At 39.3% G+C, this 14,155-nt stretch carries 9 protein-coding genes and 1 tRNA gene; 6 read left to right on the top strand and 4 right to left on the bottom strand.

The features are described from left to right. Positions 1 to 11 precede the first annotated feature (11 nt). Complete coding sequence (locus BM327_RS14075) at positions 12 to 338, top strand: hypothetical protein (RefSeq protein ID WP_090252098.1); 327 nt, start codon at positions 12 to 14, stop codon at positions 336 to 338. A gap of 34 nt (positions 339 to 372) precedes the next feature. Here the strand turns inward: BM327_RS14075 and rsmG are convergent, their stop codons facing one another. The 4 genes from rsmG to BM327_RS14055 all read right to left on the bottom strand — a co-directional run bounded on the left by rsmG (position 373) and on the right by BM327_RS14055 (position 3,616). Next, positions 373 to 1,005: a 16S rRNA (guanine(527)-N(7))-methyltransferase RsmG gene (rsmG, locus tag BM327_RS14070; protein ID WP_090252093.1), complete on the bottom strand. Its 633-nt coding sequence runs from the start codon at positions 1,003 to 1,005 to the stop codon at positions 373 to 375. A 126-nt stretch (positions 1,006 to 1,131) separates the two neighbouring features. Continuing rightward, a tRNA-Thr gene (locus tag BM327_RS14065) sits at positions 1,132 to 1,205 on the bottom strand. 681 nt (positions 1,206 to 1,886) lie between these two features. Further along, entirely contained in the window at positions 1,887 to 2,492 is a 606-nt protein-coding gene (locus tag BM327_RS14060; protein WP_090252088.1) for an RNA polymerase sigma factor, read from the bottom strand. Beyond that, positions 2,483 to 3,616, bottom strand: coding sequence for a glycosyltransferase (locus BM327_RS14055; protein ID WP_090252083.1), 1,134 nt, complete (start codon positions 3,614 to 3,616; stop codon positions 2,483 to 2,485). The genes BM327_RS14060 and BM327_RS14055 overlap by 10 nt, the downstream gene beginning before the upstream one ends. Positions 3,617 to 3,695: 79 nt before the next feature. Here BM327_RS14055 and tgt point away from each other — a divergent pair, with 79 nt between their 5' ends. From tgt to BM327_RS14030, 5 genes are all read left to right on the top strand, one after another. Further along, entirely contained in the window at positions 3,696 to 4,826 is a 1,131-nt protein-coding gene (tgt, locus tag BM327_RS14050; RefSeq protein ID WP_090252081.1) for a tRNA guanosine(34) transglycosylase Tgt, read from the top strand. A gap of 1 nt (position 4,827) precedes the next feature. Next, complete coding sequence (locus tag BM327_RS14045; RefSeq protein WP_090252073.1) at positions 4,828 to 5,904, top strand: LptF/LptG family permease; 1,077 nt, start codon at positions 4,828 to 4,830, stop codon at positions 5,902 to 5,904. A gap of 502 nt (positions 5,905 to 6,406) precedes the next feature. After that, positions 6,407 to 12,082, top strand: a complete 5,676-nt coding sequence (locus BM327_RS14040) for a T9SS type A sorting domain-containing protein (protein ID WP_090252068.1) — start codon at positions 6,407 to 6,409, stop codon at positions 12,080 to 12,082. Positions 12,083 to 12,333: 251 nt separating this feature from the next. After that, positions 12,334 to 12,891, top strand: coding sequence for a phage tail protein (locus BM327_RS14035; RefSeq protein ID WP_170853772.1), 558 nt, complete (start codon positions 12,334 to 12,336; stop codon positions 12,889 to 12,891). Positions 12,892 to 12,923: 32 nt separating this feature from the next. Continuing rightward, positions 12,924 to 14,155, top strand: a 1,232-nt coding sequence (locus BM327_RS14030; RefSeq protein WP_449560079.1) for an immunoglobulin domain-containing protein, incomplete at its 3' end; no start/stop codon positions are given.

The following is a 14,155-nucleotide window of genomic DNA, read 5'->3' as shown; positions in this document are numbered from 1 at the left end:
AACTACTTACTATGATTCTAGGATTACTCCTACTTTACTTTATTGGAAAACGTTTTGCCACCTTGGCAGAAGATCACCAGAAGAACAAATGGCTCTTTGCAATATTAGGTGCCCTTAGCTATTACGTGGGTTCTTTTATAGGTGGAATATTTATCGCCCTTATCTTCATGGCTTCAGGTTCTTTAGATGACTTGAATGGACTAGGTGAAATTCAATACACGATTATTAGTCTTGTATTTGGAATAGGAACAACGGTTGGTTTCTATCAGTTGTTGAAGTACCTTTGGGGAAAAAATCAAACCAGAAGTACCGATGTTACACTTTTAGATGAGGTGTAATAAGGAGTACTAAAATAAAAATTAGGGTGGTGTATTAGTTCATACGAACGTACACCACTTTTTTTGTTTCAAAGAATTCTCCTTCAAAGTAATCGGCTAAATCGAAATATTCAGTATGACGCTTAACGGGTTTCATTTCTTCTTTTAAATCACCTCCTTTAAGGTAGAAAACACCGTTGGGGTAGGCGTTTTTATCTTGCTTGTCGAATTTATTGGTAATCCATTGTAAGAACTTGGGCATAGCTGTAACGGCTCTTGAGATTACAAAGTCGTACTTGTCTTTAATTTGTTCAGCTCTTGCATGTGTTGCTTGTAGGTTCGTTAACCCAATGGCTTCTGCTACTTCTTGCACAACTTTAATTTTCTTACCGATAGAGTCTACCAAATGAAATTCGCATTCAGGGAAAAGAATGGCTAAAGGAATTCCTGGAAATCCACCTCCACACCCTACGTCGAGTAAGCGTGTTCCCTTTTTAAATTGTATAACCTTGGCAATTCCTAAAGAGTGCAAAACGTGTCTTTCGTAAAAGTTGTCTACGTCTTTTCTCGAAATCACATTAATCTTTTCGTTCCATTCTTGGTACAAGTCACCCAAAGCAGCAAACTGCTCGATTTGTTTTTGTGTTAAATCTGGGAAATACGATAAGATTAATTGCTCGTTGTTCATGCTTTGATTGTTTGAGACGACAAAGATAGTCAATACAATTTGTACCCACGCAAAAATACACCAAGTGATGTGCTTGATTTTAATTTTTTAAAGAAAGTAAGGATTGTTTGTTTGGAAAGAAAAGAGAGCCGATGGAGGGACTCGAACCCCCGACCTGCTGATTACAAATCAGCTGCTCTAGCCAGCTGAGCTACATCGGCATCTAATCAATATTTCAAAATCTTTCTCCGATTGGATATGTGATTTTCGAGCGGTAAATATAAGTAAAGAATACGAATTGAAAGCAAATTTTTTTGAAGATTTTTTAAAGAAATTTTCATTTTTAATTTAACTCTTTGAAAATCAATATTAATTGAATTAAACTTTTTTTGAATACTACTTATTGGCTAAACCGACTAAGCTTCGAGAATTAAAACAGTGGGGAGGGAGGAGTTTTTATTAGCAAGAGTTTGAGCAGGAGTAAGGAGTGTTTAATCAAACAGGGATAGAAGCGGCAGCGCTTTGGAGAAGTTTGTAGTGAACACCCTTTTTAGGTTAGCGACCCTAGAAGCTAAACTGAAAAGGAAGTGAGAACTGCAAAATACCCCAAAGACTATAGCGTATAGCCCGGCTGTTTGCCTGGTTAGATTGGAGAGTAGAAATTTGAAATTGGAGATTTGAAATTCGAAATAGCTCCTTCAATTATCACTGAGGAAGCTAAATGGGGAATTTGACCCTCGTTAAGTAGGGATGATAATATTAATGATGGTAGGGCATAAAAAAAGGTCGGCACGTGGCCAACCTCTTTTGTAAATCTATGTTTGGAAAATCGTTAATTCATATCTGCTCCTGAAAATAATACTGAATTCTTAACTCTTAATTCTGCATTCTTAATTCTTAATTTATATGTGGTCCTTTTTCTCTTCCATTAAGTTGGCCAAGAACTCGCGCGCTCTAAAAAGTTGGGCTTTAACTGTACCCAAAGGTAGGTCCATTTCTGTGGCAATTTCGTCGTAAGACAATTCTTGGAAGTAGCGCTTTTCAATTAAATCACGGTAGCGAGGTTTTAATTTACGTACAACCTGACGCATCATTTTTACCTTTTGTTTACGCATGATTTCCTCTTCAGGATCTAGTCCTTCCGATTCAAAATCCATCCCTACACTTTCCCCGTCTTGGTTACTGTAGGCATGATCCATTGAGGTTACCTTGACACGCTTTTTTCGAATGAAGTCGATACAATTATTAGAAGCAATTTTAAAAAGCCACGTAGAAAAGGCGTAGCTTGGAGAGTATTGTTCTAAGCGATTAAAAGCTTTACCGAAGGCTTCTATAGTCAAATCTTCAGCATCGTCGCTGTTCTTAATCATTTTCAACAACATGTAATATACAGGCTCTCTGTATCTGTCCATGAGTTGAGCATAGGCGTTCTGGTTTCCCTTCTTGGCCATCTCAACCAATTGTAGGTCAACTTGACCTTTTTCTGACAGATTATTTCCTACTTCCATGTTCTAGCGTTCGATTTTTCACTCGTGTAGTAAATTACCGGAGCGAGGATGGCGTAAAAGACATCCCAAAAAGGGAAGGCCCACGCAAAAGAACGCTCGTCTAACTTACTTAAAATAGCGCCTTGTATTATCCATTTAAGTGCAATGAGTGCACCGAATATGATTAATACAAGCCAATTTAGTTTAAAACTTAAGCACAAGATAAGGAAAGAAGTGTATAGCAAAAGGAGGGTTGTGGGATAGATTCCCAACATTAGTTTTTTGAAAACTCCATAATGTGCCGTAGTTGTGAAGTGTCTGGACTTTTGTCGGAACCAATTTTGCCATGAATTTTCTGCCGTTGAATAGGCAAAAGCTTCTTTATTGATGCAAATGGTGTAGTTTTTCTTTTTCGCCGCACTTTGAACAAAGAGGTCATCATCTCCAGAAGGCAATTGGTAATGACTTTTAAATCCTTTGTTGGTTTCGAACAGTGATTTTGTATACGCTAGATTTCTTCCAACCCCCATGTAAGGAACTCGTGCCTTCGCAAAACCGAGGTAATTCATGGCTATCATGGAAGTATCTAAACGTATGATACGGTTGAGGAGACCTTTTTCTTTGTGGTAAGGTCCGTACCCCAAAATCATATTTTCTTTCTCACTGAATTGCGCAGAAATATTTTTTAACCATTGATTAGACGCAGGTTTACAATCGGCATCTGTAAATAATAGATGTTCGTATTTGGCACCTTTCACGCCTATAGTTAAGGGCAATTTCTTCCCTATGTTAAAGTGTTTGTTGGGTTCCAATTCAATAACGCGTAAATTTTCGAATTCCTCTTGAAAAGCCCTCAGGATGAATTTCGAATTGTCTTTACTTTGATGGTTCACAATAATCACCTCAAATTCGGGGTAATCTTGTGCAAGTATATGTGGCAGGTTGTTGAATAGGTTATCCTCTTCATTGCGGGCAGCAATAATAATACTAAGAGGCTGATAGGCATCAGAAGGAGTTTTATCTTTATGTAGTAGTACGCGCAAATAGATGAACAACACCCAAATAATTTGGATGAAGGCCATGGCGCAAAAGAACAGAAAAATGTAACTCCCCAGATCATAACCTAATTGGGGCATTAACTTCATACAGTAGTTTGTTTACAACAAAGATGAGACAGATGTTTAAATACAATTATCTTTGTGCCGAATATTTTTCAACATATTTATGCACTTTACACTTCAAAAGAAAGACGAGAAAACCAAAGCAAGGGCTGGAGAACTCAAAACAGATCACGGTACTATACAGACGCCCATCTTTATGCCAGTGGGTACGGCAGGTACGGTAAAAGGAGTTCACCAACATGAATTGGACAAGGAAATTAATGCTCAAATTATTTTGGGAAATACCTACCACTTGTACTTGAAACCAGGTCTTGAAGTTATAGAAGGTGCAGGAGGATTGCATAAGTTTAACGGTTGGAATAAACCGATTTTGACGGATTCAGGAGGATATCAAGTGTATTCATTGTCTGGTCAGCGAAAAATTAAAGAGGCCGGGGTGAAATTTCAATCGCACCACGATGGAAGTTACCATTTCTTTACGCCAGAAAGAGCGATAGATATTCAACGTACGATAGGGGCAGACATCATTATGGCGTTTGATGAATGTACACCTTACCCGTGTGATTATGCTTATGCCAAGAAAAGTATGCACATGACCCACCGTTGGTTGAAGCGTTGTTTTGACCAGATGGACAGAACAGCACCGAAGTACGGTTATGAGCAGGCGTTGTTCCCTATTGTTCAAGGAAGTGTTTACGAAGATTTAAGAGAGCGAAGTGCAGAAAAAATTGCCTCTTTTGATGCGGTAGGAAATGCTATTGGAGGGCTAAGTGTTGGAGAGCCTGATGAGGAATTATACAAGGCTACAGATTTGGTTTGTGGTATTTTGCCAGAAGAAAAACCAAGATATTTGATGGGGGTAGGAACACCCGTGAATATTTTAGAGTGTATTGCTTTAGGAGTGGATATGTTTGACTGTGTAATGCCTACACGTAATGCACGTCATGGTATGTTATTTACTTCAGAAGGAATCATTAATATCAAAAACAAAAAGTGGGAAATGGACTTTTCTCCACTCGATCCCAACGGAACAGCAACTGTAGATCAGGTATATTCTAAATCTTACGTACGTCACTTAATTCGTTCGAATGAATTTTTAGGATTCCAAATTGCATCTATACACAATTTAGCATTTTATTTGGCGTTGGTTACCGAAGCCAGAACAAGAATATTGGATGGTACCTTCAGTGAATGGAAGGACAAAATGGTGGTGAAATTGGCCAACCGCTTGTAATATGCTTAAAAAAATAGATAGATATATCATTAAAAAATACTTGGTTACCTTCTTCTTTATGTTGGGGGTAATCATGATTTTGTCGGTTGTTTTTGACTTGTCTGAACGCTTGAGTGAATTTATTTCTAACAAGGCGCCGGTGTCTGAAATCCTCTTTGATTACTATCTAAACTTTGTCCTGTATTACGGAAATTTATTTTCTCCCCTGATCATTTTTTTAAGTGTTATTTGGTTTACGGCCAGAATGGCACAGGACTCTGAAATTATTCCCATTATAAACAGTGGAAGACCCTTTAGACGACTACTTAGGCCTTACATGATAAGTGCTACTGTGTTGATGCTTTTTTCTTTGGTTTTGAATCATTTAGTGTTGCCTTTTGCCAATGAAAAACGACTTGCTTTTGAAGAAGGGTATTATAGAAATGCACGTTATGTAAGTGATTATCATGCTCAGTTTCCCGGGAACAAAATTGTCTATTTTAAAAGTTATTACGGTGAACAAAATAGTGCCAATGGATTCACTCTTGAACAGCGTGATGAGAACAATGAGGTGGTATCGATTTTAAGAGCAAAAAAAGCTACCAACTCAGATACTTCCAATTTGTGGGTGTTCAGAGACTATTTTATCAGAAAGGTGGGGTCACCCAATGATTACATTGAAGAGGGAGCAAAACTAGATACAGTTTTACCTTTTTTTCTGTCTGAAATGGCGCAACGAGAAAGTGTGGTTATGACCATGGGGTACAATGAAATTCAGGATTTTATACAAAGTGAAAAAGATAAGGGATCACCCAATATCGTAGCGTATGAAATAGACTTTTATAAACGAACAAGTTTGCCCTTTGCAACCTATGTACTAACACTTTTAGGTTTGGCTGTGTCTACAGAAAAGAAAAGAGGGGGGATAGGTGTGAGTATAGCCATAGGTTTAGGACTAACCTTTGTTTATATCTTTTGTATGCAGGTTACCTCCGTGGCTGCAACCAATGTTGGGTTTCCTAGCTTGTTGGCGGTATGGACCCCGAATATTATTTTTACCTTTATCGGAATATACATGTATCATAAAGCCCCTAAATAAAAAACTGAAAAATTAGTTATTCACCCTTTAATATTTATTCCACCTAAAATCGATTTGTGAAGTAGTTACTTTGCATTCCAATAACCACATGAAATCATTTTTTTTATACAGCGTTAAACGCTTGTCTTTCCAGAAATATGCTTACTTTTCGTGACGAAATGCGGTGAAACTGTGTTGAAATACCGGTTTTTCACTTCATATATACGAACTAATCGATTTGAAAAATATGCTCTGCTACTGCTCAAATCATTGTCATTCAGTAATATATAAGAAGTGTTAAATGATTTCAACGCTAACAACCAATAGAAAATAATTATTAACTCTTAAAAACCTTTATCAAACAAAATGAACTAAAAACGAAACAATAACTACATCAAACCGATGAATATTTAAAAAAATGTAAAAAATATTTATCACCCCAAAACCTACTTTTCAACGTTGTAATGCGTTGAACTTTACATCGAAACCTGTAATTAAAAAACTAAATTTTAAAGTACAGGCAATGAAAAAAATCTTTGTTTTCCTACTACTCCTTCTCACAACGATGGGGTATAGCAAGACTTCCTTAGCTTCCGATTCCCCTAGGGATGTGGAGAAGTTAAATGTGGAGTCACCCTTAAACAGCGGAATTACTTCTGCGAATAATCTTTCTGCAGCATTAGCTGTAGCCGTAACAATTACTGTAGACAGCGAGATCTCGTGTTTTGGCTCAGCAGATGGTCAGTTAACAGCTGTTCCTTCTGGAGGTACGGCACCTTATACTTACTTGTGGAGTACTGGTGCAAACACAGCATCAATCTCAGGATTGGCAGCTGGAACTTATACGGTTGATGTTGAAGACGCTTTAGGTGCTATTTCTTCACAATCAGTTACACTTTCTAATCCAGCAATGTTATTTCCATTGTTATCTTCAGTAACCAATGTAAGTTGTTTTGGAGGTACTGATGGAGCAGCAACAGTTTCTGGATATGGAGGAACAGCTCCTTATGATTATTCTTGGAGTAACGGATCTTCAGTAGGAACAGCAACAAACTTAACTGCAGGAATTTACAGTGTTAGTGTAACAGATAATGCTGGTTGTACTTCAAACACAGCTGTATTAATTAGTGAGCCAACTGCTTTAGTAGCAGGAGTTAATGTAGATAATCATGTAACTTGTAACGGTGCAGCTGATGGTCAAGCAACCATTACCCCGACAGGTGGAACAGCACCATATACTTATTTATGGGCTGATGGAACTACATCGGCAACTAAATCAGGATTAGACGTAGGTACTTACAGTTTCACAGTAACAGACGACAACGGATGTTCAGAAACGAATACAGTAACGATTACAGAACCTGCTGTATTAAATTCAACGATTTCGTCTTCTACCAATCCAACATGTAATGGAGCTACCGATGGTAGTGCAACGGTTTCTGTAACAGGAGGAACTGCACCTTATAATTATGCATGGGACAATGGTGGATCAACAGCAACAATTACATCATTAGGAGCGGGAACTTACAACGTAACCGTAACAGATGCCAATGCTTGTACAACTACAGCAACAGTTACGCTTGTAGAACCTACATTATTAGGTGTGTTAACAGCAGTAGATGCAAACGTTAGTTGTTTCGGAGGAACTGATGGTGGGGCAACAGCTACACCGGTTGGAGGAACAGCACCTTACAATTATACTTGGAGTAATGGAGCTAACTCAGCTTCAATTACCAATGTTGCAGCAGGTACATACAATGTTGGTGTTTTAGATGCCAATGGATGTGTGGCAACAACTACTGCAACTATTACAGAGCCTACAGAATTAACATCAGCAATTTCTTCAGAAACTTACGTTACTTGTAATGGTGCTTCAGATGGAGCTGCAACAGTAACAGCAACAGGAGGTACAGCACCTTATACTTATGCTTGGGATAATGGAGACGCTACAGCTACAATTACAACGTTGACTGCAGGAACATATACGGTTACCGTTACAGATGCGAATGGATGTACATCTACAAGTACTGCTACAATTACAGAGCCAGCTGCTTTGGTAGGAACAACAGTAGTAGATGCAAACGTTTCATGTAACGGTTTATCAGATGGAGCAGCAACAGTAAACGTAACAGGAGGAACAGCACCTTATTCTTATACTTGGGATACTGGAGCAAATACAGCTTCTATTACAGGATTGATTGCAGGAACTTACAATGTTGGAATTACGGATGCAAATGGATGTATCGCTACAACTTCAGTGGTTATTACAGAACCAGCTGTATTGGTTGCAGCAGCAACCGTAGATGCAAATGTAAGTTGTAATGCAGGTGCAGATGGTGCTGCAACGGCTTCAGCAACTGGAGGTACGGCTCCTTACGCTTACTTGTGGGACAATGGGGCAACTTCAGCTTCTATCACTGGACTAGCAGCAGGTACCTACAGCGTAGATGTAACGGATGCAAACGGATGTGTTTCTTCAGCAAATATTACAATTACAGAACCTACTTTATTAGTAGCATCAACTACGTTAGATAGTGACGTTTCTTGTAATGGTGGTACAGATGGTGGAGCAACAGCTTCAGCAACAGGAGGAACAGCACCTTATACTTACGCTTGGGATAATGGAGATATTACAGCTTCAATTACCAATGTAGCAGCAGGTACTTATACAGTTACTGTAACCGATGCAAACGCTTGTACAGCAACAGAGACAATAACAATCGTAGAACCAACAGTTCTTGTAGCTGCTACGACTATAGATATGACGGTAAGTTGTAATGGTGCTTCAGATGGAGCAGCAACAGCTTCAGCAACAGGAGGAACGGCTCCTTACACTTATGCTTGGGATAACGGAGAAACAACTGCAGCCATTACAGGTTTGGCAGCAGGAACGTATACCGTAACAATTACAGATGCGAATGGATGTACAGATACAGAAACAGCTACAGTTACTGAACCAGCTATTTTGGCGGTAACAACTACTGTTGATGCAAATGTTTCATGTAACGGTGGAGCTGATGGTGGAGCTACGGCTTCAGTAACAGGAGGAACAGCACCTTTTACTTACGTGTGGGACAACGGAGCAACAACAGCTACAATTAGTGGTTTAACTGCAGGTACATACAATGTGGGTGTAACTGATGCAAATGGATGTATCGTTGCAGGATCAGTAACCATTACAGAACCAACAGTTCTTGTTGCAGCATCAGTAGTAGATAACAACGTTTCTTGTAATGGAGGAACTGATGGTGGGGCAACTGCTTCAGCAACGGGAGGAACAGCTCCTTACACTTATGCTTGGGATAACGGGGCTGTAACAGCCACTATCACAGGTGTAGCGGCAGGAACCTACAACGTAGATGTTACAGATGCGAATGGATGTATTTCTTCATCTTCGGTAACGATTTCTGAACCTACAATTCTTGATGCAACAACAGCAGTTGATGCAACGGTAAGTTGTAATGGAGTTGCTGATGGAGCTGCAACAGTTACAGCAACAGGAGGTACTGCACCTTACACGTATTTGTGGGATAACAATGAAACGACAGCTACTGTTACTGGTTTAGCAGCAGGTACCTACAATGTTACAGTTACAGATGCGAATGCCTGTGTAGTTACTACTTCAGTAACAATTACAGAGCCAGCAGTATTAGTAGCATCTGCAGTAGTGGATGGAAACGTAACGTGTAATGGCGGAGCAGATGGTTCTGCGACAGCTTCTGAAGTAGGAGGTACAGCACCTTACACTTATGCATGGGACAATGGTGAAACAACAGCAGCGATTACTGGATTAACAGCTGGAACATATACTGTAACAATTACCGATGCAAATGGATGTACGTCTACTGCTTCAGTAACGATTACAGAACCAACAGCTATCGTTGCTACAACAGTTGTAGATGCAACAGTTACTTGTAATGGAGCTGCAGACGGTGGAGCTACAGTATCAGCTACAGGTGGGGTAGGACCTTATACTTACTTGTGGGACAATGGTGCTACAACAGCATCAATCACAGGTGTGGTTGCTGGAACTTACAGTGTGGATGTTACAGATGCAAATGCGTGTGTAGTGAATGCAACAGTTACTATTACAGAACCTGCAGCTTTAGTTGGAACAACAACAGAAGATGCGAGTATCAGTTGTAACGGAGCTGTTGACGGAGCTGCAAGTGTTGTAGTAACAGGTGGAACGGCACCGTATAATTACTTGTGGGATAACGGTGTAACAGCACCATCTATCACAGGGGTGGCAGCAGGTACTTACAATGTTGACATTACCGATGCAAATGGATGTACTACTACATCTTCTGTAACAGTAACAGAGCCAGCAGTATTGACAGCTTCAGTTACGGTTAATAATGACGTATTGTGTTTCGGAGCAGCAAATGGATCTGCAACAGCAGTTGCAACAGGAGGAACAGCTCCTTATACGTATGCGTGGGACAACGGAGCAAATACAGAAACAGTTTCTGTGTTCGCGGCAGGTACTTACAATGTTATCATTACAGATGCAAACGGATGTTCAGCGTCGAGCTCTGTAACAATTGCTCAGCCTTCACTTTTAATTGCACAAACAACCTTGGATGCTAACGTTTCTTGTAACGGAGCAGCGAATGGATCAGCTACGGTTTCAGCAACAGGAGGAACAGCACCGTTTACTTATTTATGGGATAACAATGAAACAACAGCTACGGCAGTTGCTTTAACAGCAGGAATTCACTCTGTAGTGGTAACGGATGCAAATGGATGTACTTCTAATGCTTCAATTTCATTAACAGAACCAACAGCTTTAACTGTAACGGCAGTTGTAGATGCTGATGCAAGTTGTCCATCTGCCCTTGATGGTGGTGCTACAGCTACAGCAGCAGGAGGAGTTGCACCTTATACTTTCTCTTGGGATAGTGGAGCAACAACAGATGTAACTACAATGGCAGCAGCAGGAAGTAACACCGTAACGGTAACAGATGCAAATGGTTGTACAGCTACGGCAACAGTAACCATCAATGCAGTTAACCCTACAGATGATGCTTCATTTAGCTTTGCTTCTAGCTCTTACTGTACGGATGCAGGTAACGTTTCTCCAACAATCTCAGGATTAGCGGGAGGTACGTTTACAGCAACTTCAGGATTGGTGATAAACTCAATTTCTGGAACTATAGATGCGAATGCTTCTCCAGCGGGTACTTATGATGTGACGTACACAACGAACGGACCTTGTCCTAATTCGTCAACAGTTACTGTTACAATTAGCCCAATCGATGACGCAACATTTAGTTACGCTCTTCCTTTAACGTGTTTAGATGATGTTAATCCATTGCCAACAGTTAAAGGTAATGCTGGAGGTACATTTACTTCAACTACAGGTATAGCAATTGATGCGGCAACAGGTGAGATAGATTTACAAAACTCTGTGGCTGGTACCTATACAATTACGTATACAACGAATGGAGCTTGTTCAGCATCATCTACTTATTTGATGGCTTTAGTAGCGCCAGATACTGCTGATTTTACATACGGACAAACTGATTTCTGTCAGTATGACGCAAACCCAGTAGCAACCATTGATGGTACAGTAGGTGGTTCGTTTACTTGTCCTTCACCAGAGTTAACGATAGATGCAACAACGGGTGAGATTGACTTGGCGACAAGTACACCAGGTACTTATGCAGTTACTTACACTACAACAGGAGTTTGTGCTGCAACACAAACAACTCAAATTACAATTACAAACGTTAACCCATCTGTTACTGTAAATGAAATTACGATAACAGCAGATCAAGCGGGAGCTACTTACCAGTGGTTTGATTGTGCAGATGATTCTTTCATCGCCGGAGAAACTGGGCAAAGCTTTACAGCAACTGCTAATGGAAATTACGGAGTGATAGTAACCTTAAACGGATGTGTAGATACATCAGATTGTATTGCTATAACTACAGTAGGTGTGGAGAAAGTTGAATTGGCAGAGGCCTTTACAGTTTACCCTAACCCAACACAAGGAACATTTAATGTACAATTCGATAAGGTTCAAGATCACATAGATTTCAGAATCTTTAACCTTGCAGGAGAATTAATTCAAGTAGCTGAGATGGATTTTTCAAATCAGATGACGATGAATATAGATCTTCCAAAAGGAGTTTACTTGTTAGAAGTAACAGATAAACAAGATCAAAAAGCTGTTGTAAGAATTATCAAGCAATAGTAGATACACTTAAAATTTAGTGAAAGCAAGCTTCGAAAGGAGCTTGCTTTTTTTGTGTTTAAACTTTTCTTTTTGTTAAGAAAACTGTTGTTTTTTAGTTTGTTAGAAGTTTTTGTAAGGTGATACCCTACTAGTTTTACAGGATTAACCCCTTTATTGATAATTGTCAATTTCTGAAAGTTGGTGGGACCAATTCCCTGAAATATCTTCAACTAAATATTTAATGAAAACACACTAAAAACTTAATCATTATGGAACCATTTATTGGTCAAATCATCATGTTTGGAGGAAATTTTGCTCCACGTGGTTGGGCATTTTGCGATGGGCAAATTTTGCCAATTGCTACTAATCAAGTCTTATATTCAATTTTAGGAAACGAATTTGGTGGTGACGGGAGGACTACTTTCGCTTTGCCTGATTTAAGAGGAAGGGCACCAATCGGTCCTAGAACAGGTCCGGGGCTATCCACTTATTGCATAGGAGAAAAAGGAGGAGTTGAAGATGTAACTCTAAATATTCAACAAATGCCATCTCATTCACATATGGCACAAACAACAGCCGACCTGAATGGACAAAGTACTCCAGGTGATGAGGATGTCCTAAGTCCGGAAGTTGTTTTAGCTAGTGGGTCTGGTACAAGCTCTGAAATTTATTCAAGTAGTCCAGCAAACACTAAAATGGGAAACTCAATTAGTGCTACAACCACCTTGGCTAATAGTGGTGGGTCACAATCTCATGAAAATATGCAACCATATTTAGCGGTAAACTACATAATTGCCATTGATGGGGAATATCCAATTAGAAGCTAAAAAATTATTTCTAACTATAAACTACATTGAACATGAAAAAAATTACCTTTTGGTTTTTAATTGTATTTACGATGGTAGCCTTCGTACCCATCGTTAATTCACAAACCATTATTCATCAAGAAGATTTCGAAGGTGCGGACTTTTCAGGTTACGCCATAGGAAATGCTGACACAGGTACAGATTATCCATCTCAGTCTTTCCAAACAAGTGGTGTAGATTATATCTTAAGAGATGTTCCTACAAATTTCTCTTTTTCTCAAGCTCTTACTGGAAATAGTACCAACATGATTGGAGGAGAGGATATTAATACATTTTACAACGGTCATTCTTATATTGAATTAGACCCCATTTCTATAAGTGGAAAATCAAATCTTACTATAGATATAGATGTAGCCTTTCCTAATACTTTAGATATCAGATATGAAGATAATGATTTTCTCATTGTTGACTATCGAATTGACGGTACAGGAAGTTATACGAGTGTTTTGGCTTTTAATGGAAATTATGGAACATTTGGATGTACACGTGATGATAATTTAAATGGAGTCACTGATGCTGGAGAGGTTACGCATGTAAACCAGGCAATGACTACTTTCAATTTAGATTTAAATTCCATTACCGGAAGCACCGTTACCGGTAGTACCATAGAGATTAGAGTTCGATTTTCAATGCCAGATTCTCACGAAGAGTTTGCTTTTGATAATATTGTGTTAAAAGGATCTTCCTCTTGTACAGATCCAGATGTGCCAACAGTAACAGCTTCACCAACGAGCGTTTGTTCTGGAGCTCAATCTACATTAACAATTACAGGAAGTTTAAATGATGCTACACAGTGGGCGGTTTATGAAGGCTCATGTGGAGGTACCTTAGTTGCAACAACAAATGGTTCTAGTGTTATTGTAAACCCAACTTCTGCTACTACCTATTATGTAAGAGGAGAAGGAGGTTGTGTTACACCAGGTTCTTGTGGCTCTGTTACCGTAGGTGTAACGGCTCAGGATAATGCAGGATTCTCTTATTCAGCTTTGTCTTATTGTGCAAATGCAGCAGATCCATCACCGACAATTACAGGTGTTACTGGAGGTACATTCTCAAGTACTGCAGGTTTAAGTATCAATTCAACAACTGGTCAAATAGATGTTTCGGCATCAACACCGGGAACGTACACTGTTACTTATACTACAGCAGGAACGTGTCCGAATTCATCAACAGCAAGTGTTACAATTAATGCTTTAGATGATGCAAGTTTCTCTTATTCGGCTTC

Origin of the sequence: Lishizhenia tianjinensis (assembly GCF_900116425.1) — a bacterium.
Lineage (GTDB): Bacteria > Bacteroidota > Bacteroidia > Flavobacteriales_D > Crocinitomicaceae > Lishizhenia > Lishizhenia tianjinensis.
This window is presented reverse-complemented; position numbering and strand designations above follow the sequence as displayed.